Raw genomic sequence first — 20,908 nt, 5'->3', positions numbered from 1 at the left:
GACTTAAAGGTTTATTATGGATAAGGGAACCTTCATTTCGTAATCAAGTAAACCAGCGTGATGACCTTTAAACTTAGCCACCTTATCATCATTAAGCCTATACAGGTAGATTAAGGCAGTGGTGTCGAGTGGTATAACCCATAGGTCACCCATCCTCTGTTCAGTGTACTCAGTAACCCCACCCAATAGTTCCTTAACTTCACTTGAATCGTAAATAAGTAGCTTCCTACCCATTGAGGATAAGGCATCCTTAACCTCATTCTTAAGTGACTTGTCACTTAACTTGAGTTGAAGAGCCCTTGGTTCACCGTAAGGCGCCACTGACAATGAATCCAGTAACCTAGTCATTACCCTTAAGTTCACTACATCACCCTGACCAACCTGGACTTGACCATGATCAGCAGTTAACACTACTGTAGTTGATTGAGGCAGATGCCTAATTAACCTACCTAGTGTATTCAGTAGCTCAATTAAGGCAACCCTATACTCCTCGGACTCTGGGCCATACTCATGTTGAATCGAATCCAGGGTGGGTATGTAAACGTACACGAGGGTGTTATTCTCAAGGGCCCTGGAGGCTAGTACTAAGGCATCGTAAACGCTCACGTACTCCTTAACCTCAGTACCCCTGTATATTAAGTCTGATAAGCCCCCGCTTATACCCTTTGGGGTAATAACCAGTGAATTATATCCATTTAACTTAGCCTCCTCAAATATTGTTGAGCCACCGTAGAAGATAACCCTAGGGTCATAGCCAATATCCCTCAACTCCCCCCTCCTCCCATCAGGCATTAAACCCATTGTTAAAGTATTAACCAAGCTACCAGCCTCCTTAACATACATGACCGTGCCCAATACACCATGAACCCCAGGGGGTACTCCCATTGATAATGTTGTTAAGACTGTTGAGGTCACTGATGGAAATACACTAGTTAACTCCTCAACATTACCAAGCCACTTAGCCTCCTCACAATTACTGCAGTATCGCTTTAAATGGACATAACCTAAACCATCGATGAGAAGCAGCAGTATCCTCCTACCCTGAACACCATCAATACTCCTTAGCCTCGGGTGCTGATTCTTAACACCCAGGAAGTCGCATATGGATGATGATAAGTTAAGCAAACTCCCTCCACTGTAATCAGGCTTAACCACACTCATAATGGGGAGGATGCATTAGTGTTTTTAACATTAATACCACTGCACTAATCTAGGTAATCACCTTATATACTTAAAGACCCATCCCTTATGATACCTCCCTTGTTTAGGCATCATATGTAGGGTTAATAATCTTAGTTAGTGTTAACTAAACAAGGCCATGTTCAAGTGAACCAGTAGGCGATTAAACCCGCATCAAGGGGGCTAACGTATAGAATTCCCAAAGTAACCCACCCCTTTAAGGTAAGGAAGAGGATCATAAGGTCTTAAACACATGCTAAATCATATATAAATGACTCAGGCTTAGTAATAATACCGTATGTGCGAAGGAATGGGTCTTCGAAGTAATACGGATCTAGGCGTTAATAAGGTGAAGTCTCGTAGTTTAGTGAACTAATGCAAAAGATTTATTAGTGCACTAGGCGTGTTTTGTATTAATGAAGGTTACTGTTAAGTTCCTGGCGTTATTCTATGAAATGGCTAAGACGCTTAGAATGGAGCTTAATGTACCTGATGGGATAAGTGTAAGGGATTTATTGAAAATAATTGATGAGAAGGTTAACCCCAATATTTCAAAGACACTGCTTAGTGATGATAGTGGATTGAGAGAGGGTTATAATATTCTAGTTAATGGAAGAGCCATAGACTACGTTAAGGGCTTAGACACGGTATTAAAGGATGGTGACGAAGTAGTTCTCCTACCACCAATAGATGGTGGTTAAGTTAAATCCCTATTCTTATACATAATAATGTAGGGTTTTACAACTGAAAGTCTCGTCATTTATGGTGGGGATGGTAAGAAAGTGCTCTGGTGTATTCTAGGGGTAGGTGTGGGGGCTGCTTCCAAACGTGGGATAAAGCTGTGTTGAGCATCACCCAACGCCCCCACGCCGAACACATAACCCCAATTCCCTCCCTCACGGGAGGGATAGGGGTAATTGGGCCGGAGACCCAGCCAGTGGCTGAACCAGGCAAGAGCCCGGGATGTAGCCACAAACCCCCACCCTAAAGGACGAGGAGGAGGTCAGACCTTAGCTCCATGCATCTCTTTTATGGGTTCATTAATTAGCCTGCTGTGGAATTAAGCTTGAGAGAATGGAGGAGGTGCATTGAGAATACCATAATTTGCCTTAGCATCTGATGGCGCGGCGCTTAAGGGTATATTATTAACTCATAGAGTTAATATCCTAATGCTGCAGATTCCTAATCCTCTTAACGTAGTCACCCTGCCCCTTAACCCTAATTAACTCGGCATTGGGGCATGTGTTAAATGGACCTAGTATTGGTGAATACACCATTATCCTATCACCAACGCATGGGTTAATGCCCAGTTTACTGGTTAAGTGATCCATAGCCAACATGTAGGGTTTAGATAACCTAACCACAAGTAGGTTAAACCTAGTATTAATGAAGTAATCAACCCCCCTATTACCATTCATTCTCTTAATCCAGTTATCAACCACAGCCCTGTAGTTGCTTAAGGTTAATCTTGCCTCATAAGGTACTATAACCTGATCCCCACGTATTAAGCCGTATCTGGCGGAGAGGATGAATACTGAGTCTGGTTTAAGGTTAAGGTATTGAATCGTCTTAGTGAACTCAAGGCCAGTGTACATTTCAAATGCAGGTAATGAGGGTAGGCTTAACCTATACTTATCCTCATTCTCAATATCAAACCCAGGCGGATTAGGTACACTCACCCTTTTACGGGCACTGCAGTAGATTAATGCACCAACCCCACGCCTCAACATAGGTAATCACACACTACCCTTAGTGTAGACACTATACACGTAGTAGGCGGCTGCAACGTCAAGTGTTGAGAATCCCACAGACTTATAGACAGTATACCCATTACCCCTCACGCACTTTGCATCACCTGAAAGCACCTCGGAGAGATCCATTAGCCTCAGGCCCGTGAAGTCCTCCCCAGCCTCATTAAGCACTGCCTCCCTATTATCGGCGAGTATGCATGAGGCGCCTTCTAGAATAGGCCTGCTAACCTCATTTACTGGTTTAGGTGCCCCAATGGATACTACGTGTGAGCCAGGCCTTGGTTTAATGGTTAATACGGGTGATGTTGAGGTTGTTGCAATAACCACGGTGCCGCATTCATCAATAACCTCCTCCACGTTGGCGGCTGCATGAGCCTTAATGCCTAATTCCTGAACATAATTAATGAATCCCATTAACCTACCCAACCCCCTACTGGTGGCGTATACCTCCCTCACCTTAAATAATCTTGAAAACACTAAGGCATGGTACCTGGCTTGCTCCCCAGTACCAATGAAGCCAAGCACATCAGTGGAGGCGTCTGTAGCCATTATGCTTAAGGCTGATGCGGCCGCTGTCCTTAATCCAGTTAATGATGAGCCATCCATTGCTAAGAGGGGTGTGCCGTCAGTTTCATTAAACAGTATGACGACTCCATGTATTGTCTCAATACCCTTAGCAGCATTACCGGGGTATAGGTTAACAACCTTAACACCAATCCCCATTCCCTCAACGTAACCAAGCATTAAACCCCACCAATTACCCCTAATGCTTGCACTGAACCTAGGCGGTAATTCACCCTGCCCTTTATGTAGTTTAATTAAGGCATCCCTCACTGTTTCAACTAACTCACTGTAATTAATCATTTGCATTAACTGCTCCCTTGGTATGAATCTGAGCATTACAGGGTAATCAATAGGTTGAATTAAAGGATTAAGCCCTACACAGTGAAGTGAGTAATATGCTAAATCACTATTATCTCCACTACTTCATCACTCCCCTTGCCTGGTGATAATGCCCTAATGCCTAAGCCAGGTGTCTTAAGGATGTAGGGTTTAACATGCTCATTAATACTAATGCCTAATCTACCGAGTATGCTCCTAGTCTCCTCTGGTGTGAAGGTGATCCTAATCTTATTACCCTCAGGGATTTCACCAACCCTATTCACTACATCACCGTAACCGCTAATATCCCCTATGATTAATGGTAGGCTCACTACAAGTAGGACTGGGTAGTATTGTGAAACAGATATTACGTAATTTCTAGCTAATTCAGCGTAGGCTTGGGGGTTTTGGAAGAATAGTTCGAAGCTGTCAATGACGTAACCCATTATTGCCCTACCCCCTGAGCAGGATAAGTCGGCATCATTAATGCTCTTAAAGGATTTAACCACAACCCTACCGCTACTTAACCCAGCCGTAGCCTTCCTAACAATAAGCGTCTTACCTGACCCATAATCACCCATCAGCATGTAGAGGCCTGGCTTACCTGACTTAAATATTGAAATAACCCTCCTATAAGCCCTAATCGCGCTCTCACCCATTAACTCAATTCTCTTAACCTCATCACAGCTTAAATCCTCTGAAAACGGTTTATACATCATTCATGAGTAATCCAGGTAATATAAGGGTGTATCGTTTAGGATAAGCATGATGCGTGGAAACGTATTTTAAGGGTTGGGGGTTACTGGAATTGTGAGTGAGGGTAATAATACCGTTGAGGAGCAGGAGACTGGTGAGGAGGGTATTGAGGAGAGGAAGATATACATGTGCCTAAGCTGCGGTAGAACCTTCGGTAAGAGTGAGCTTGAGATATTTGGAAGATCAGCAAGCACAATAAGGTGCCCCTACTGCGGCTACAATATCGTTATTAAGGTTAGGATATTCAAGGGAAGTTCAATAACCGCTGTTTAACGCCTAGAACCTACACTTATTAACCACAGTACCCTTAACGTTAAGACTAAGGCTAAACACATACCCATCCGGGCCACTTGACTGCCTACTCCTATCCGTTGCAGTGGTTATGAATAATGTCCTTAAGTCACCCCCACCGAAGGTGCATGACGTAGTGTATTGAGCCGGTAACTCCACTTGATCAACAACACTACGGTTAATTGAATTAATCCTAAGAACCCTACCACCACCGTATAATGCAACCCATAGGTAACCCTCAGAGTCAATAGTCATACCATCAGGTACACCGGGGAAGCTTGATAAATCAATGTAACCAATAACCCCCTCCAAGGCCCCCTCACCCTTATTATACTTAAACACTGTAACCCTCCTTGTTGGACTATCAATATAGTACATTACTGAACCATCACTGGACCAAGCAATACCATTAGATATGGTTACTGAACCCAGTATCCTCCTTAAACCCCCTGAATCAAGGACGTAGAGTGAACCAGTGGGGTTTCTTTCACCCATATCCATTGTACCAGCCACTAGACGGCCCATGGGGTCGCATTTACAGTCATTAAACCTATTATTAGTCCCCTCATTAACAGTGGCTAACGTCCTTATTACCGAGCCGTCCCGTGGATTAATTAGGATTACCTTATCCTTTATGGTAACGACTAAATTACCGTCATCATTAGGCATTACGCAGCTTGGGTATGGGCCAACCTTAATTGAGTTAACCAACCCATCACTCAACCTATATGAGTGAACCCTATCACCAAGTATATCAACCCAATACAATACACCAGACTCAGGAAGCCAAACCGGTCCCTCACCCAGTATGGACCTTGGCGCATTACTTAGAACCGTGGGTTTACTTAATCCTGAAGCCATGAGGAATCCTCAGGTTAACCTTAATAAGTATTCAGCACCTAGGGGTGTAATCCCATAAAGTACAGACTTCGCATGCATGATTAACCATGCTGCTCTACATTCAGTATTGAGGTTACGAGGCCTTGAATTAATGCAAGGATTATATGAAGCTGTTAGCTGGGGGTCTCCAGAATGGATTGAAGGAACTTTTAGGTGCCGGGAGGTCATCATTAGATTTAGAGTTACTAATAGGGTTATTGATTAATCCTGCTCATTGAGAAATCATTCGCTGCGAGTAATTCATTGCGCGTACATTAGCCATTACTCCTAAGGCTGAATCCAGTGAGGTTAGCATGCGTATACCTCCTGAACTCTAATCCATAATCCTTAAGATACCTGTAGGCTGATGCTGAAATCCAGGCAGCCACCAATATACCCCTAACAACCCTACCAGGGTTCTTACTGGTGATGTAGTCCACGTATCTCTTAAGCTGGTGAACGGCCTCAGGTGATGCCCCACTCCTCTTAACCTCAATAACCACTAGGTTACCTGCCTTATCCTCACCAAGCAAGTCAATACTACCAACCATGGTCTCATACTCCCTACTAATCACCCTGAACCCATCCTCAATTAAACCCGGGTTAGCCACAATGGCATCAACAATATCCCTCTCACTGCCAATAACCTTAAAATCCTCACTCAACCCCAACTCCATTGAGGCGACAAGGTACACTTCAGGAATATTCACTGTAACGTACTCCCTTGGACTACGCCTAATACTCCTAAGGATGAGTTCACCATCATCCACTGAGACGAAGAGTTGGGAACCAGGTGGATTCCATATTATGGGCTTTTCCCTACGCCCCTCATGAATCATTAAGACGCCGTCAGGCTTAGTGACCACCAGCCTAGGCATTAACCTAATCTGGGCAGCAGCCCTACCACTGTAAGTAGCCTCCACCTGACCATAAATCAAAACCACCCCACTACCCTTATACCTACTTACGAATCGAGCAGCATCCTCAATAGGTGGATTAACCAAGTAACCCAGCATCCAAATACACAACCAACCAAGAACTTTAAAAAACACACAGACGCTAAGTACTATAGGGCTATAATGAAACCTTTATCGTACCTTAGATTAAGGATGCTACTCAACTGCAGTGGTGGCTGCATTTATGCTTCCTTCATCTGTTAAGTTATTAGGCTGTATCCTAGTGTTGCCTGTATTTCGCAGTCCAATGGTCCTACTCCTGCATGGTCCATGTGGAATATTAAGTATTCCCCATTACTAATCCTCACACCTGGGTATAGTGTAACATGCCTCTGAACTGATGATGCAGTACCATTACTTGGAACCCATGATTTCAAGATAAGCCTCACCAGGAAACCCTCCCCTGGGTATGCGTCTGCAACAGTCTGCAGATTATTTGGATTAACTATGGTTATTGGTGTGAATGATGTTGATTGGGGTAGTGTTTGATATACTTGAGGTGGTTTACTGAATGATGGTGTTGATGCCTTACCAACAGTTATCAATACCTCAGCAAACCCCTCACTACTTGGTGGCTTAATGAGCATGTATGATGCATCCAAGTCAATCCAATGAATAATCACATCATTTAATGCTTGAAAATAGGCATCAGCACCATTATTATGAAGATCAACAACCTCCCAACCAAAACCAGCAGTATGGATTTCAGGATGCGTAGTAAGTGCGGTGGTTGTAGTGGTTGAGGATTGGGGTAATGCTTGAAAACCCCTAAAATACTCATAAACACCACCAGCAGTGGCACCTGCAAGAGCCAATCCAACACCAAGCAATACACCACGCCTACTAATCATATTAATCAAGGTCATTAAACATATTTAAGCATTAACACAATGAACAACACCCAACACGTTAACACAGTGAAAGGCATTATAAGGCACCAACAACCCGCACAAAAACAAACAAGTTAAGGTGAATTACGATGTCTAATGCTTATAAAGTATCACTGCTTAGAGTAATCATGGTTAGTGGTCGGTATAATGTTGAGGGTAAGGGGAGTGCTGCGAGGGGTTATGTTACATCAGCGTTCGGTAACTACGTGATGTATCGTGATAATGAGTACTGGTTAATTAGTGATAGAAGAGGCCTCAATATTCAATTGTACGATCTTAGGAATGATGCAGAGCTTAAGAGAAATATTGTAAATGAAGCCACCGATAAGGTTAAGGAATTATTCAGCAGGATAATTAGTGATGCAGGTGGTAAATTGGAACCATTACCAACAGGGGAGAGGGATCCATATGAATGGTATAATCAATTATATGTAATGTAGGTGATTAATATGGTTAATGATCATTTCAACGTTATCCTAATAGCTATAGATACTTTGAGGGCTGATAGGGTTGGTTGCCTCGGCTCAGGTTACCCAACTATGCCTAATGTTGACTCCCTCTGCCGTGACTCCGTGGCGTTTACGAATCATTACGCTGAAGCCATACCCACTCACCCATCCTTCACAACAATATTTACTGGAACAACACCATTAATACACAGTATAGTTAGTCATGGTGGTAAGGTTCAATTAAGTGGAAGCATATTAACTCTACCACAGATACTTAATGAAGCCGGCTACTTAACTATAGCTGTTGATAACTTAGCCACACACATGTATGCTGGATGGTTCGCTAGGGGCTACAGGTACTACATTGATATTGGTGGTTTAGTGGTGATTTCTAACGGTATTAAGGTTAATGGTGAGTATGTTAATGCTAAGGTTAAGGATGCCTTCGAATTAATTAATAGGTATAAGAATGAACCCTTCTTACTCTTTATACATTACTGGGATCCCCACGCCCCATATATACCACCTAAGCCTTATGCTGAGAAGTTCTATCATGGGGATTACAGTAAGGGTGATTTGGTTAGTAGGCTTAACTCAACAGCTTGGGGTAGATTACTACTTAAGGATAGTTGGATAAGGGATTTAATTAATTCCGGCGTTAATGACCCTGATTACATTAGGGCTCTTTACGATAGTGAGGCTGCTTACGTTGATGAGAGGATTGGTGAATTAATGAGCATTATTAATAATACTGGCTTACTTGAGGATACATTAATAGTATTAACATCAGATCATGGTGAGGGTCTTGGTGAACACAACGTATACTACGAGCACCACGGCTTATATGAGTGGGATGTTAAGACACCATTAATCATTAGGCTACCTGATAAGTTAATTGATGAGGTTGGGCGTGGTAAAGCCAAGGGTGTTAAGTATGATGCATTTGTTCAAAACACCGACATAACACCAACAATATTAGATTCACTAGGTTTAAAGATTCCCGAATACATGACTGGCTTAAGCCTACTTAAGGTTATTAGGGGTGAGTCTAAGGGTCATGATGCAGTGTTCAGTCTTGAGAATACTAGGCAGACTGCTAGGATGATTAGGGTTGGTGAATGGAAGCTAATACAGTGGATTAGGAATGATACATACGGTAGGAGGAGTGGCCACGTTGAATTATATAATTTAGCTAAAGACCCAACTGAATCAAGGAACATGGCAACCGAGGAAGGTGAAATTACATTAAGGCTACTTGGATTAATTGAGAGGAGGTATAGGGAGGTGGCTGGAGCCAATGACCCATTAATACTGCAGGAAATAAGCGTACCAATAAAACCATGAGTAAGATTGTTTCAACAAGTTAATAGGTTGGATAAAAGCCTAGTAATCTTAAACGTATGAGTTATAAGAAATGAAGAATATTATTGCTTACATTTCACGGTTAATATTTTATGTTAATATCCCATGAAGTCCACTATTATTGTTCCCCCATTATTCTTAGGCATTCTAATACCCATTAAGTATGTTATTGCCTTAGCCCCAACAATAAAATTCAAAGTTTAAACCTGAAGGAAGCCTCATAATCATAGCCATCAATATTAATCTTATCCCCTAACCCAACCACCTCACTCACCAACCTAAGTCTAATGTTAGAGCTTAATGCATCCCTACCCTTAGCCACTATGTAGCTTATTGTAACTACAGCCCTTGAATTAATTACTAGGCCATAGTACTTAGGTGTGTTATGAATTAGGGCCATTAGTGTAGACTAAGGTCATTTAACACACCACTGTGAAGCACCTGGAGGCTGGGCCACAGGTAACAATGCCACTCCTAATCATTGGTGGCCATGTAATGGGGTAATTCATGATGATGACCCAGAATTACGGACTTTTGAATCCAATGTTGAGAAACCTTCATTAAGCTCACCGTGAGGCTTATGGGTAAAATTTAAATATATGAAGTGGTTTTAATCAATGTTACTTGATTTACCTAGGTTTAGGACTGGTAAATTAAGGTATGTTTCAAGTACTCATTATACTGATGAGGAGCATAAGAAGTGGCTTGACTATTACTCAATACCTGCTCATGGTAAGGTAACTTTACTCAGCATTAATGGTCCTGGCATTATAGTTAGCCTATGGTTAACCATTGCTGGTGGTTTCTCTAAGCCTGCTGTTAAAGATTACTTGAGGAGACTTATTATTAGGGCTTATTGGGATGGTGAATCAAACCCAAGTATTGAGGCACCATTATCATGCTTCTTCGGCTCATGCTACTCAACAAACACTATAACCGAGTATTACCACTACTCCTCACTGGTAATGGGTACTACCAGTGGTGGATATTATACATTCCTTCCAATGCCCTTTGAGAAGGCTATTATTGAGGTTGAGAACTGCAGTGATCTTGATGTTGATCACCTATACTACATGATTAGTTACTATGAGGGTGTGGATATTAGTAATATGGGTAGGCTTCACGCAGTATGGCGTAGTGAAAACCCAACAACATTAGGTAATCCGTATTTAATCCTACATGCCTCAGGGAAGGGGCATTACATGGGTACTGTACTGGCTATGGAGGGTTTAAGCCAAGCCAACCCACCCTCAGGTGGTTTAGGGTTCCTTGAGGGCAATATGATGATTTACGCTGATGGTGAATTAGCATACGGCTCAACGGGTACTGAGGATTACTTCCTAAGCGGCTGGTACTTCATTAAGGGTCCATTCAATGCACCATTCCACGGCCTAATAATTAAGGATGAGGGGAGGTTTAGGATCCTAGCATATAGATTCCACATACCTGACCCAATACCATTCCAAAGGGAATTAAGAGTCATGATACACCACGGTGAATACGATGAAGTACTGGCAAGGTATGAGAGTGTGGCTTACTGGTATCAAATCGAGCCACATAAGGAATTCAATAGAATTAACTGTGGGCAATTAAGTTAAGTAAACCCAACCACATACGCCCTTAACGCTATTGCCGCTGATCCATTAATTACCCTATAGCGTGCCGATAGATCATAAGTTGCAAATACAATCAGTTACCCTGTATTTAAGGATTCTAATAAAAAAGGTGGGTACTAAACATTTTTAGGACACTAATCGGTAAACTTAGCATTATTAAAATAATGTTATTTATATATGTTATAAATTAATCATAGTGTATTAGTTTTAAGGCTGGGTAAACCTTTAGGCTTATGGATAGGAGGAGGTTCCTTAAGATCCTAGGTGCGGCTGCTGGTGCAGGGGGATTAGTATACGCTGGGTTAAGAGCGGTTAATTCAATTAATCATACTCAGGAGGGTGCTTCAGTAAGTGACTTTATTGAGGCATGGGGTAGATACCGTATTATAGTTTATGAGAAAAATGGGTATTATTATGCAATTGATTGGCATGGATTAAGAATATGCGTGAACTCCAATACAGCGTGTATTCAGGAGGCGTTAAACTACATTGGGAATGATTGCTTATCAAGGGGTGGTAACTGTAGGGTGAGCTTGCTTATTAAACCAGGTACATATGAAGTTAATGAGAGCATTGATTTCAGGGAGGCATTTCCACCCTATGCCTCATACTACAACTACTTAAATGTAGTGAGTGAACCAGGTTCAATCATACAGCCTTCACCTTACTTCCCCACTAGGCGTAACTCAGCATTAGTAATATTATCACCAAGCAGTGGTAGTCAAATATACTTCTCAAGAATCAACTTACCGTATATTAATGCCTCCATGTATGCGGTAAATAATATTAATGGCTTAGTCATGTCCCAGGTCAATGATAGTGTAATTGATATACCTGGGGTCTCATACTCTAGTAACATAGGTGTATTAATTAATGAGGGTGGTAACCCAAATGAATACCCAAACATAAGTGGATTACCAGCAGCGGGATTCTTTAACAATCTTATTACAATAGGATTATTAACATTCAATAAGGTGGGCTTAGCCACAATAGGTAATAATGAAACCCCACTTGGTGTGCAGGCTAACACATTCTTTATTCAACACATTTACGGTAATAATGTGGGGATAATTCTAGACATGACTGGTTCAATGCCTAACGGTGGATCAATGTGGAATCAAATCATGATTAATGTAATAGAGCATAATTCTAATTTAGGAATACTTGACAATAGTGGTGGGAACATATTCAGAATTAACAACGCCAACACCAATCCCCCTAACTCAGATTACGTGGAGTCAAGTAATGTCATATTGGGTTCATACGTTATTGGGTATCTTAGTGATGGGTACACGTTAAGGAGGGGATTAAGTAAGGTCATTAACCTGTGGGGTTAAATTACTCATAAGGGGGTAAACATGTTTTAGGAATATGGTTTAATTAAATTCATTAGAAGCAATCACTTACTAAAACATGTTTAATCACCAATATTGTAGCAAAAATTATTAACCATTAGCATTAATAAAAATTATGCCTAAACTCAATAAAAACACGATACTACCAGTAATCATAATAGCCGCAGTAATCATACTGTACAGCTCAATAACAGCACACGCGCAACAAAAGCCGCAATTCGTAATACCGACATGGGGTACTTTATTATATGTTCCTGGTAGCCCAGTATGGAATCCATATGCTCCTGGTAATGATATTTGGTGGCCTACATCAGCCCCACCATTAGCGTTTTGGAGCGTATTCACAGGTCAGCCATTACCGATTTTAGCTAAGAATTGGACTGTTGAGGTTTTGCCTAATGGTAGTGGTATTTTAACGATTTACCTTAGGCATGATATTTATTGGTTTAATGGTTCAGCTACAATGCCTTTCACCGCATGGGATGTTTACGCCTACTTCTATATTGGTATGAAGGCTTTTGGTTGGTATGTGCCGTTCATAAACCAATCCCTTGTTGATGAAGACGTTAGAGTACTAAACAACTACACTATTCAATTCCTATTCCAGAAGTGGGCACCATACATACCATACTGGATCTTAACAAGTAATACACCAACACCGTACTCAGTTTGGAAACCAATAGTCGATGCATTAAAAACAATGAATGTAACACAAGCCATAGAATTTGGTTCAACGAATATAACGAAGTTTGTACCACCATACTGGGGTCTTGGCCCATATTACATGACCTCAATAGGCTCTAACTTTGTAGCATATACACTAGAGCCCTTATACTTTAATGGTATACCACTTCTAGCAACATGGCTTAAAATATTACCATGGGAGTCATGGACTTATTATGATCCAACTATAATTAATAAGTTCATCCCAGGGGGAACAGCCTCAATATTAACAATGATTGAGGCTCACCAAAACATGGGATACATAAGTGTTGGCTGGACTGCTCAGCAGCTTAAAATCATAAACAGTACACCAGGTTATGCTGTTCTTTGGTATCCTGGATTCTGGTCATTTGGTATTGCTCTCAATCCTTACGTATATCCATTCAACTTACCTCAAGTAAGGCAAGCCTTCTGTTACGCTGTAAATAGGACTGAGGTCTCATTATCATGGATATCTTCCCCAGCACCTTATCCTGCCCCTGTTACACCAAATGTAGCGTTCACTTTCCCGGCATCAGTCCTGAAATACTACATCCCATGCACATATAACTTAACTTATGCCAGTGACTTACTCAAGTCTGCCGGCCTCACCTATAAGAATGGTCAATGGTACTTACCTAATGGTACATCATTAACAATCTTAATCTCTGGTCCAAGTGGCTGGACATACTTTATGACTCAAGGTGAGGTTGTTGCTGAGGAATGGTCAGCTTTCGGTGTTCCCACGAAGGAATTAAGCCTTGATTTAAGTACATATTTTGGTACCATTTGGCCTCATCTTGAGTGGGAGGCCGCAGAGATTCAGGCGCCAGAATTTCTAGTGCATAGTTATGAATCCGCATGGACCTATTTATCTAGTCAATCCTGGATTACTACTTTCATAAACATCAGTAAGCCTTGGCCATTCGCATGGCCTACTACGTCAAACGGCAAGATCACTGGCTGGTACTGCTCACCAGTAACAGTTACTGTACCATCAATGTATAATAGTACTCCACCTTACTTAAACGGCACTATTGTGACGTGTGTTAACTCAACGTTTGGGTACATTAATTTAACAAATTGGTTTAATACATATGATGTGTCAACTCCAGGAAGCAATTTATATGAGTACTTAACGGAGGTCTTATTTGCATGGTATGATTACTATGTTCCTGTAATACCGATAGTCTATTACCCATATATAAAAGTTTATCAGCCAAGTTACATGGATCCGCTATGGCTCTATAAGTGTGCATTACCTTATGCATCAATTATGTTCTACAATATACTGGATGCTCATGAGAATGGTGGCCAATGGAATGTATGGGCAGGTTCACCTAGGGAATGGCTTGACCTTGGAGCAATAGCTCCGCCGCCAAATGTACCACCTTTAGCTCAATTAATCGCTAATGGTAGTCTTTGGACTAAGTATCCTCAGTTTGCGGCTTACCTAGGTATTCCTAATCCTGATCCAAGCCTACAGCAGTGTGTTGCATCGTACTTCCATATACCGTATACTCCAGTATCAACCACTACACCAGTAACCACTACTTCAACTACTACTTCAACAGTAACCACTACTGCTGTTAGCACTGTTACAAGCACAGTCACAACCACTGCCGTAAGCACAGTGACTAGTACAGCAACAACCACAGCAGTATCCACAGTAACCGTGACTAAACCAGTAATATCAACAGCACTAATAGCAGGAATAGTAATAATAGTAATAGTCATAGCCATAGTAGCAGCAATAATAACACTAAGAAGAAGATGAGGTAATGATTTACGTTAAGTCAATGGTCTTAAATTTAAAATTAAGTTTTTCTTAAATCCTCTGATTAAAGTGAGTCCCCTTCAGGGATTAACTGCCAATGCCTATTAACTTAGCTTAAAAATGAGCCGAAACCGCTGGTACACTAATCATGGATCAAAAATAATTCAATCCCTTAGAAGTAATGCTGTATTTGTAGCCTTATACTTATAGCTATACTCAATCATAATCACCTTAATCATGCATGCTCATTGCAGTTAATGTCTTAACATTAATATTCATGAAGCTTAAGGCTTCTTATTCGATAAACTATTCCAGATACCTAACAAAGTTTATTAGGGTATTGATTGAAACTATTTTGGATGATTGGGGGTCGTAAGGATGAGCATATTAGGATTGCTTCAAGTAGTGATGTTGAGGTTGGTGATTCATTGTTTGATGGTGTTCAATTAATTCACAATGCTTTACCGGAGATGGATTTTAATGATGTTGACTCAACCATTGAATTGTTTAATAAGAGGCTTAGCTTCCCATTCATAATAGGTGCCTTAACCGGTGGTACTGAGACTGCTGGTAGGGTTAATGCTGTTTTAGCCAAGGCCGCTGAGGAGTTTGGGATAGGCATGTATGTTGGTTCACAGAGGATAGCATTAATGAAGCCTGAGACCGCTTGGAGCTTCAGGGTTGTTAAGGATAATGCACCAAGCGCCCTAAAAATAGCCAACCTAGGTGCACCCCAGGTTTCTAGGCTTAGTGATAGGGATTTAGTGGATTGGGTTAATGAGGCAGTGGATATGATTAACGCTGATGCAGTGGCAATACACCTTAATCCAGCACAGGAATTATTCCAACCTGAGGGTGAGCCATGGTTCAGCGGTGTCTTAGGTAAGTTGAAGCTCATTAGGAGGGTTGTTAATAGGCCTTTAATAATTAAGGAGGTTGGTAATGGTGTATCCATGGAGGTTGCTAGAATGCTTAACAGTATTCCACCCGATGCAATTGATGTCGCCGGCCACGGTGGCACATCATTCATTAGGATTGAGGCAATTAGGGGTGGTGAATTAAGTAAGGCTGATGTGTTTAGGGATTGGGGTATACCCACTGTATTATCCATTTGCGAAGTGAGCAGTGTCTACGATGGTGTGATAATAGCCTCTGGTGGTGTTAGGAATGGTTTAGATGGTGCTAAGGCAATAGCCCTAGGTGCAGATGCATTCACAATGTCAAGACCAATGCTGGTATCGGCATTAAAGGGTTATGAGGCAGTGAGGGAGTTGATTAATAAGTTAATGTGGGAGTTCAAGGCAACAATGTTCCTAACAGGATCAAGGAGAGTGGAGGACTTAAAGAAAACACCAGTAGTAGCAAACCTACCAATACTACTATGGCTAATACAAAGAGGAGTAAAATGCAAACTAACAACAAACATATACAACCAAATAAAACCAATAGCCTCAATGCTCATTAATAAGGTGTTCAACACCACGGAGCACTAGAGCTAATAATGTTCCTTAGGCTACTTGTGGATTCAGTTATCAGGTGTTTCATATGGCATGAATATAATTTAACAATATTTAAACTTACACCTGTTTTACTCATTACATTAGGCATTAAACCACTTACCTTGTAGGGGTCCTTGCCCTTAATAATGATTACCATTAATCATAACCTTAACCACCCCTAATTAATACCTACATGACGTACTGCTGGATAAGAAATGCTTTTAAATTGGAACATTATTAATGCATTACCATGATTAATTCTCTTCCCTCAGGTAGGACGTATAATGTTGTTGAGTATGGTGCTGATCCTAAGGGTTTGGATGATAGTACTGGGGCTATAAATGAAGCTATTACCCAAGCCAGTGAGACTAGGGGTATTGTGTATATTCCTCCAGGCAACTACTTATCAAGGAACATTATTCTGAGGAGTAATGTAATGTTACTCATTGATAAGGGTGCTGTGGTTAAATTCTCAACCGATTACAAGTCCTATCCAATAATTGAGACTAGGAGAGAGGGGGTTCATCATTGTGGTGTTATGCCGTTAATATTCGGTAAGGATGTTAGGAATGTTAGGATTATTGGGGAGGGTGTGTTTGATGGCCAGGGTTACGCATGGTGGCCTATTAGGAGGTTTCGCGTTACTGAGGATTACTGGAGGAGGCTTGTTGAATCAGGGGGTGTTGTTGGTGATGATGGTAAAACCTGGTGGCCTACTAGGAATGCCATGGAGGGTGCTGAGGCCTTCAGGAAAATAACCAGTGAAGGTGGGAAGCCGAGTACTGAGGATTGTGAGAGGTATAGGGAGTTCTTTAGGCCTCAGCTTCTTCAACTCTATAATGCTGAGAACGTGACCATAGAAGGGGTTACGTTTAAGGACTCACCCATGTGGACAATACACATTCTCTACTCAAGGCATGTTACATTAATAAACACTAGTAGTATTGCCCCAGATTACTCACCAAACACTGATGGTGTTGTCGTGGATTCCTCAAGTGACGTTGAGGTAAGGGGCTGTATGATTGATGTTGGTGATGATTGCTTAGTCATAAAGTCTGGTAGGGATGAGGAGGGTAGGAGGATTGGCATACCCTCAGAGAATATTCACGCCTCAGGATGCTTAATGAAGAGGGGGCATGGTGGATTCGTTATTGGTAGTGAAATGTCAGGTGGTGTTAGGAATGTTTCAATTCAGGATAGTGTATTCGATGGTACTGAGAGGGGTGTTAGGATTAAGACAACTAGGGGTAGGGGTGGTTTAATTGAGAATGTTTACGTAAACAACATCTACATGAGGAACATAATTCATGAGGCAGTGGTAGTGGATATGTTCTATGAGAAAAGGCCTGTTGAACCAGTATCAGAGAGGACGCCTAAGATTAGGGGTGTGGTTATTAGGAACACATCATGTGATGGGGCAGACCAGGCGGTGCTAATAAATGGGTTACCTGAAATGCCCATTGAAGACATTATAATTGAGAATACTAGAATAACATCAAACAAGGGTATTCACATTGAAAACGCCTCAAGTATTAGGCTCAGTAATGTTAAGGTGAACTCAAGGGCGATACCAGTCATAACCATGAGTAACGTGAGAAACATAACGTTAGACGACGTGAGCGGCTTATCCATGGAGTAAATAGTTCAATAAGAGCAGGGTGATTGAGGATGCATGGAGTTGAATTTATTATACTTCACATTGAATTAAGGATATAATCAACAATGTTATGAGTAATTCATTAATAAGTCTCATTGAGGACACTCAATCCACGCCTCATAATCACCCCTACTATGAACCTAACATTAGAGTGGAGGATTTAGTTATAAATTCAAGTATAGATACGTTTACCGATTAGATTAAGCACAGGTATAAAGCCCCCATTAGCTTCCCTTAAACGTGTTTAGATACTTATGGTTAGTAAGTACTTTTAAGGTGTTGAGTCACTCTGATTCATGGTTAATATACCAGTGGTTTTCCTCGGTTTCTTCGAGTCCGAATTCCTGAGTAGGGATGATGTTTTAAGGGTTCTAAAGGATGCTTACCCTGATGTTGAGTTTAAGCCGTACAGTGTTAGTAATGTTGATGAAGCCTTAATGCTCCTTAAGTCTGAGGCCGATGCCTCGGGTTTCCTCATCTTCAACGTTAGGGTTATGGCTCAGGGTATTGTTAGGACTATTCTGAAGAGTGGTAAGCCCATACTTTACGTTGCTAGGACAATGGAGGGTTCACCCAACTTCCTGATTGATGTTGCTGACGCTGTTAGGGAGGGTTACCCAATCCTTGGCGTGGTTACTGAGGATGTTTTAAGTAAGAGCGTTATCGATAAGGTTAAGTACCTTATTGCCCTCGATAAGATTAGGAGGAGTAGGGTCCTGTTGGTGACGGCTAGGAATCTCATAAGTTACATGAATTGGGCATTCCCAAACGCCACTGAGGTTTCCAGGGCTGTTGCTGAGCTTCAGAGGAGGTTTGGTTTAACGTTCATATTCATGGATCTTAAGGAATTCATTGATAAGTACTATAATGTAGTTGATTCAAGGGATGCTGAGGATTGGGCTGAAAGATGGATTAAGACTGCATCTCAATTCCTTGACCCATCAAGGATTGATGTAGTTAAGGCCGCTAGGCTTTACTTAGCCATGAAGGCAGCCTTAAGGGACACTGGGGCTAATGTAATGGCCTTCGACTGCATTATGAACGTTAATACAGGCTTAATAGATGCATGGCCATGCTTAGGCTATATGCAGTTTTGGTATGAGGATATTACACCAGTATGTGAGGCAGATGTGTACTCAATAATACCACTGCTGATTGGGAAATACCTCTTTAATAGGCCTGGTTTCGTTAATGACCCAGGTGTGGACGTGGTTAATGGTAGGTTCATTTACTGGCACTGCTATGCACCAACTAATCCACATGGTTTAAGCAGGCCTGAGGTACCTTACATAATTACTGATGCTCATGGAGGCAGTAAGCATGCTTCAATACATGTTAAGTTACCTATTAATGAGCCTGTTACCGTAATGGGCTTTAACCCAATTACAGGGGTTTTAAGTATTCACGTTGCTAAGGCTGTGGATAACATTTACTGGAAGCAATTATGCGCAACAAAGCTTGTTGCCTCCGGTGACGCCAGTAAGGTTGCTGAGAAGTGGGTTGTTGATAATGGTTACCACAGGGTATTAATCTATGGTGACTTTAGGAGTGAGGTTAAGGAGTTCGCTAAGTTACTGGGGGTTAAGGTGATTGAGGAGGATTAAGTGAGGTTTAATTTAAATAAAGCTCCCTAAAGTGATTACTACTTATTAACCTTAATCACTGCCCTTAAATACTCCAGCGCCTTAACGGGGTGTTCATCAGGTTTAACACCCTTAATTACCTTAACCACCTTACCCTCCGGGTTAATTATGAAGGTTACCCTCTCAGCCATACCAATTAACCCTAATACACCATACGCCTTAGATGCATTCTTATCATGATCACTAAGTAGCTTAAACTTAACACCATACTTCTCAGCGAACTTCCTCTGTGTTTCAACTGAATCAGTGCTTATACCGAATACGGTGACACCCATTTTCTCAAGTTCATCCCATAACCTTGAGAATTCCTTAGTCTCAATGGTGCAACCTGGGGTGAATGCCTTGGGGAAGAAGTAGAGTACAATCCACCTACCCCTATAGTCACTTAACCTAATGGTACTCCCATTATGGTCACTTAACTCAAAGTTAGGTGCCTCTTCACCCTCCTTAACCATGTATCAATATTTAACTCATACCTTTTATACCTTATGCAGCTGTGAAACCAGGGAAACCGGTTGCCTCATCTGAGTCCACGATTTACCCAGTCTTATTGCCTAGGCTTCATCAGTGAATACATGCTCAAGTATTTTACGTATTGCGCTCCTAATGTATTCATCAATAGTGGCCTTGGATAGGCCTAACTCCCTAGCCAACTCATCCAATTTAATCAACCTGGGTACTTCAAAGTAACCCTTACTGTAGGCTATCTTAGTTATCTTATATTCACTGGGCGTTAATAATAATTCTGCTTTCCTTAAGGCATTAGCCATTATATTATCCATATCCGCTTCATTCAAATTATACCTCTTAACAATACCCTTCTTATTCACCATGTTTAGAAATGATTTAGCTGACTCATCGTTAGGGAATAGGAATCCCCAGTGTTCTATACCGTTTTCATAAATTGCCTTAACCTCTATTCCCCCCAGCATGTGGGCTATGTATCTGGTGCTGTCTGATGAATCACCCTTGAGGGTTATTTGAATACTCTTAGGGTAACCATCATTAAGAGGCCTAAGGGAGACAACACCCTTAACATTCCTATGCCTACTAAACACCCCCAGTAAATGCTTAAGATCACGCCTACCCCAAACCTTAAGTAGCGCAAACTCAAACACATAATCCCTCAAGGCATCAACATAAGAATTAAGCACGTGGAATACGTAATTATCATCCGCAGTGCCCATAGTCCAGTCAGTGGAGTGCACATAATCAAAGCTAAGGTATGAAAAGCTATTACGCATAGTAATGTAAACATATTTAC

Annotated in this window: 20 protein-coding genes; 10 read left to right on the top strand and 10 right to left on the bottom strand. The window is 41.5% G+C overall.

What is annotated here, in order from left to right:
- Positions 1-3 precede the first annotated feature (3 nt).
- Positions 4-1,161, bottom strand: a complete 1,158-nt coding sequence (locus CMAQ_RS01265) for an alkaline phosphatase family protein (protein ID WP_012185315.1) — start codon at positions 1,159-1,161, stop codon at positions 4-6.
- Positions 1,162-1,595: 434 nt separating this feature from the next.
- Between CMAQ_RS01265 and CMAQ_RS01260 the strand changes: the two genes are divergently transcribed.
- Positions 1,596-1,880 carry a MoaD/ThiS family protein gene (locus CMAQ_RS01260; protein WP_012185314.1) on the top strand — a complete coding sequence of 95 codons (285 nt, stop codon included), beginning with the start codon at positions 1,596-1,598 and terminating at the stop codon, positions 1,878-1,880.
- Positions 1,881-2,345: 465 nt separating this feature from the next.
- On the opposite strand, the gene CMAQ_RS01255 is transcribed toward CMAQ_RS01260, so the two are convergent.
- The 3 genes from CMAQ_RS01255 to CMAQ_RS01245 form a co-directional block, all read right to left on the bottom strand.
- Positions 2,346-2,909, bottom strand: coding sequence for a DUF6884 domain-containing protein (locus CMAQ_RS01255; RefSeq protein ID WP_012185313.1), 564 nt, complete (start codon positions 2,907-2,909; stop codon positions 2,346-2,348).
- 6 nt (positions 2,910-2,915) lie between these two features.
- Positions 2,916-3,830, bottom strand: coding sequence for an ornithine cyclodeaminase family protein (locus tag CMAQ_RS01250; RefSeq protein WP_012185312.1), 915 nt, complete (start codon positions 3,828-3,830; stop codon positions 2,916-2,918).
- A gap of 62 nt (positions 3,831-3,892) precedes the next feature.
- Positions 3,893-4,531, bottom strand: a complete 639-nt coding sequence (locus tag CMAQ_RS01245) for a hypothetical protein (protein ID WP_012185311.1) — start codon at positions 4,529-4,531, stop codon at positions 3,893-3,895.
- 163 nt (positions 4,532-4,694) lie between these two features.
- Here CMAQ_RS01245 and CMAQ_RS01240 point away from each other — a divergent pair, with 163 nt between their 5' ends.
- Positions 4,695-4,841, top strand: a complete 147-nt coding sequence (locus CMAQ_RS01240; protein ID WP_156769912.1) for a TFIIB-type zinc ribbon-containing protein — start codon at positions 4,695-4,697, stop codon at positions 4,839-4,841.
- A gap of 3 nt (positions 4,842-4,844) precedes the next feature.
- On the opposite strand, the gene CMAQ_RS01235 is transcribed toward CMAQ_RS01240, so the two are convergent.
- From CMAQ_RS01235 to CMAQ_RS01225, 3 genes are all read right to left on the bottom strand, one after another.
- The gene (locus CMAQ_RS01235) at positions 4,845-5,720 is read right to left on the bottom strand and encodes an SMP-30/gluconolactonase/LRE family protein (RefSeq protein WP_012185309.1); all 876 of its coding nucleotides are present in this window, start codon (positions 5,718-5,720) and stop codon (positions 4,845-4,847) included.
- A 293-nt stretch (positions 5,721-6,013) separates the two neighbouring features.
- Positions 6,014-6,790 (bottom strand): endonuclease NucS, encoded by a 777-nt coding sequence (nucS, locus tag CMAQ_RS01230; RefSeq protein WP_232203778.1) that lies wholly within the window; start codon positions 6,788-6,790, stop codon positions 6,014-6,016.
- A 104-nt stretch (positions 6,791-6,894) separates the two neighbouring features.
- Positions 6,895-7,545: a hypothetical protein gene (locus tag CMAQ_RS01225; RefSeq protein WP_048062597.1), complete on the bottom strand. Its 651-nt coding sequence runs from the start codon at positions 7,543-7,545 to the stop codon at positions 6,895-6,897.
- 167 nt (positions 7,546-7,712) lie between these two features.
- On the opposite strand from CMAQ_RS01225, the gene CMAQ_RS01220 reads away from it, so the two are divergent.
- Both CMAQ_RS01220 and CMAQ_RS01215 read left to right on the top strand, forming a co-directional pair.
- Positions 7,713-8,024, top strand: coding sequence for a hypothetical protein (locus CMAQ_RS01220; RefSeq protein ID WP_048062596.1), 312 nt, complete (start codon positions 7,713-7,715; stop codon positions 8,022-8,024).
- Positions 8,025-8,033: 9 nt separating this feature from the next.
- Positions 8,034-9,377 carry a sulfatase family protein gene (locus CMAQ_RS01215; RefSeq protein ID WP_012185305.1) on the top strand — a complete coding sequence of 448 codons (1,344 nt, stop codon included), beginning with the start codon at positions 8,034-8,036 and terminating at the stop codon, positions 9,375-9,377.
- A 211-nt stretch (positions 9,378-9,588) separates the two neighbouring features.
- Here the strand turns inward: CMAQ_RS01215 and CMAQ_RS01210 are convergent, their stop codons facing one another.
- The gene (locus tag CMAQ_RS01210) at positions 9,589-9,795 is read right to left on the bottom strand and encodes a hypothetical protein (RefSeq protein ID WP_012185303.1); all 207 of its coding nucleotides are present in this window, start codon (positions 9,793-9,795) and stop codon (positions 9,589-9,591) included.
- Between the two features lie 217 nt (positions 9,796-10,012).
- Between CMAQ_RS01210 and CMAQ_RS01205 the strand changes: the two genes are divergently transcribed.
- The 6 genes from CMAQ_RS01205 to CMAQ_RS01175 all read left to right on the top strand — a co-directional run bounded on the left by CMAQ_RS01205 (position 10,013) and on the right by CMAQ_RS01175 (position 19,605).
- Positions 10,013-10,993 (top strand): glycoside hydrolase family 172 protein, encoded by a 981-nt coding sequence (locus CMAQ_RS01205; RefSeq protein ID WP_012185302.1) that lies wholly within the window; start codon positions 10,013-10,015, stop codon positions 10,991-10,993.
- 251 nt (positions 10,994-11,244) lie between these two features.
- Entirely contained in the window at positions 11,245-12,348 is a 1,104-nt protein-coding gene (locus CMAQ_RS01200; RefSeq protein WP_012185301.1) for a hypothetical protein, read from the top strand.
- A gap of 133 nt (positions 12,349-12,481) precedes the next feature.
- Positions 12,482-14,845 carry an ABC transporter substrate-binding protein gene (locus CMAQ_RS01195; protein ID WP_012185300.1) on the top strand — a complete coding sequence of 788 codons (2,364 nt, stop codon included), beginning with the start codon at positions 12,482-12,484 and terminating at the stop codon, positions 14,843-14,845.
- 359 nt (positions 14,846-15,204) lie between these two features.
- On the top strand, positions 15,205-16,338 hold the full coding sequence (gene fni / locus CMAQ_RS01190; RefSeq protein WP_012185299.1) for a type 2 isopentenyl-diphosphate Delta-isomerase: 1,134 nt from the start codon (positions 15,205-15,207) through the stop codon (positions 16,336-16,338).
- A gap of 256 nt (positions 16,339-16,594) precedes the next feature.
- Positions 16,595-17,983, top strand: coding sequence for a glycoside hydrolase family 28 protein (locus CMAQ_RS01180; RefSeq protein WP_012185298.1), 1,389 nt, complete (start codon positions 16,595-16,597; stop codon positions 17,981-17,983).
- A 314-nt stretch (positions 17,984-18,297) separates the two neighbouring features.
- The gene (locus CMAQ_RS01175) at positions 18,298-19,605 is read left to right on the top strand and encodes a hypothetical protein (protein ID WP_012185297.1); all 1,308 of its coding nucleotides are present in this window, start codon (positions 18,298-18,300) and stop codon (positions 19,603-19,605) included.
- A gap of 38 nt (positions 19,606-19,643) precedes the next feature.
- Here the strand turns inward: CMAQ_RS01175 and CMAQ_RS01170 are convergent, their stop codons facing one another.
- Positions 19,644-20,099 carry a peroxiredoxin gene (locus CMAQ_RS01170; protein WP_012185296.1) on the bottom strand — a complete coding sequence of 152 codons (456 nt, stop codon included), beginning with the start codon at positions 20,097-20,099 and terminating at the stop codon, positions 19,644-19,646.
- A 99-nt stretch (positions 20,100-20,198) separates the two neighbouring features.
- The gene (locus CMAQ_RS01165) at positions 20,199-20,888 is read right to left on the bottom strand and encodes a helix-turn-helix domain-containing protein (RefSeq protein ID WP_012185295.1); all 690 of its coding nucleotides are present in this window, start codon (positions 20,886-20,888) and stop codon (positions 20,199-20,201) included.
- Positions 20,889-20,908 lie beyond the last annotated feature (20 nt).

This window comes from Caldivirga maquilingensis IC-167 (assembly GCF_000018305.1).
Lineage (GTDB): Archaea > Thermoproteota > Thermoprotei > Thermoproteales > Thermocladiaceae > Caldivirga > Caldivirga maquilingensis.
This window is presented reverse-complemented; position numbering and strand designations above follow the sequence as displayed.

Excerpts from the sequence above, each read along its gene's own strand:
- CMAQ_RS01195 (WP_012185300.1), top strand. The coding sequence starts at position 12,482 with ATGCCTAAACTCAATAAAAACACGATACTACCAGTAATCATAATAGCC.
- CMAQ_RS01255 (WP_012185313.1), bottom strand. The coding sequence starts at position 2,909 with ATGTTGAGGCGTGGGGTTGGTGCATTAATCTACTGCAGTGCCCGTAAA.
- CMAQ_RS01225 (WP_048062597.1), bottom strand. The coding sequence starts at position 7,545 with ATGATTAGTAGGCGTGGTGTATTGCTTGGTGTTGGATTGGCTCTTGCA.
- CMAQ_RS01265 (WP_012185315.1), bottom strand. The coding sequence starts at position 1,161 with ATGAGTGTGGTTAAGCCTGATTACAGTGGAGGGAGTTTGCTTAACTTA.
- CMAQ_RS01220 (WP_048062596.1), top strand. The coding sequence starts at position 7,713 with ATGGTTAGTGGTCGGTATAATGTTGAGGGTAAGGGGAGTGCTGCGAGG.
- CMAQ_RS01200 (WP_012185301.1), top strand. The coding sequence starts at position 11,245 with ATGGATAGGAGGAGGTTCCTTAAGATCCTAGGTGCGGCTGCTGGTGCA.
- fni (WP_012185299.1), top strand. The coding sequence starts at position 15,205 with ATGATTGGGGGTCGTAAGGATGAGCATATTAGGATTGCTTCAAGTAGT.
- CMAQ_RS01175 (WP_012185297.1), top strand. The coding sequence starts at position 18,298 with ATGGTTAATATACCAGTGGTTTTCCTCGGTTTCTTCGAGTCCGAATTC.
- CMAQ_RS01205 (WP_012185302.1), top strand. The coding sequence starts at position 10,013 with ATGTTACTTGATTTACCTAGGTTTAGGACTGGTAAATTAAGGTATGTT.
- CMAQ_RS01210 (WP_012185303.1), bottom strand. The coding sequence starts at position 9,795 with ATGGCCCTAATTCATAACACACCTAAGTACTATGGCCTAGTAATTAAT.
- CMAQ_RS01165 (WP_012185295.1), bottom strand. The coding sequence starts at position 20,888 with ATGCGTAATAGCTTTTCATACCTTAGCTTTGATTATGTGCACTCCACT.
- CMAQ_RS01240 (WP_156769912.1), top strand. The coding sequence starts at position 4,695 with ATGTGCCTAAGCTGCGGTAGAACCTTCGGTAAGAGTGAGCTTGAGATA.
- CMAQ_RS01245 (WP_012185311.1), bottom strand. The coding sequence starts at position 4,531 with ATGATGTATAAACCGTTTTCAGAGGATTTAAGCTGTGATGAGGTTAAG.
- CMAQ_RS01235 (WP_012185309.1), bottom strand. The coding sequence starts at position 5,720 with ATGGCTTCAGGATTAAGTAAACCCACGGTTCTAAGTAATGCGCCAAGG.
- CMAQ_RS01260 (WP_012185314.1), top strand. The coding sequence starts at position 1,596 with ATGAAGGTTACTGTTAAGTTCCTGGCGTTATTCTATGAAATGGCTAAG.
- CMAQ_RS01250 (WP_012185312.1), bottom strand. The coding sequence starts at position 3,830 with ATGCTCAGATTCATACCAAGGGAGCAGTTAATGCAAATGATTAATTAC.
- CMAQ_RS01180 (WP_012185298.1), top strand. The coding sequence starts at position 16,595 with ATGATTAATTCTCTTCCCTCAGGTAGGACGTATAATGTTGTTGAGTAT.
- CMAQ_RS01215 (WP_012185305.1), top strand. The coding sequence starts at position 8,034 with ATGGTTAATGATCATTTCAACGTTATCCTAATAGCTATAGATACTTTG.
- CMAQ_RS01170 (WP_012185296.1), bottom strand. The coding sequence starts at position 20,099 with ATGGTTAAGGAGGGTGAAGAGGCACCTAACTTTGAGTTAAGTGACCAT.